We start from the raw sequence: 489 nt of genomic DNA on the forward strand, positions 1-489 counted from the left end.
GGCATCGGCGCGGGTGGCGAAGCGATAGCCGGCGCCGGCGACGTTGAGCGTCCAGGGCCAGGGCACTAGCTGCGTCCCTTGGCCGCGTAGGCGGGTACCACTTTCCTGCAGGGCAACCGAGTACAGCACCTCGGAAGGGATGCCAGCCTGATAGGCGGCCAACTGATAGGCCGGCGGTGGGGTCTCGGCCGCTAATGCGCCCATCGCGAGCATCTGCAGAATCACGCCAGCGCCGAGCGCCTTGATCATTGCCGTAGCCATTGCCCGTTCACCTCTCGGACAGCCGACGGCAACTCGCCGCCGAGGCCCAGCTGAACCCAGCGGCCAGCGTCGTGGTTGAGGGTAATCTGCCGCGTGCGTACCTTGGCCGGATCGATGCCGGCGAGCACCGCCCAGCGGCGGATCTTGGCATCGTCGTTCTGACTGCCGATCAAGTAGAGGTCGAAGGCCTGGCCCGCGCTCTGCAGGGCCTGGACCCGCTCGGTACAG

Annotated in this window: 2 pseudogenes; both read right to left on the minus strand. The window is 67.5% G+C overall.

Annotation, left to right across the window (positions count from 1 at the left end):
* Positions 1-249 (minus strand): annotated as a pseudogene (locus GSQ95_RS25975) (lytic transglycosylase domain-containing protein); the annotation flags it as partial.
* A pseudogene (locus GSQ95_RS25980) lies at positions 246-489 on the minus strand (TIGR03759 family integrating conjugative element protein); the annotation flags it as partial. The pseudogenes GSQ95_RS25975 and GSQ95_RS25980, both read right to left, overlap by 4 nt.

Source organism: Pseudomonas sp. BAV 4579, assembly GCF_009765395.1.
Classification (GTDB): Bacteria; Pseudomonadota; Gammaproteobacteria; order Pseudomonadales; family Pseudomonadaceae; genus Chryseomonas; species Chryseomonas aestiva.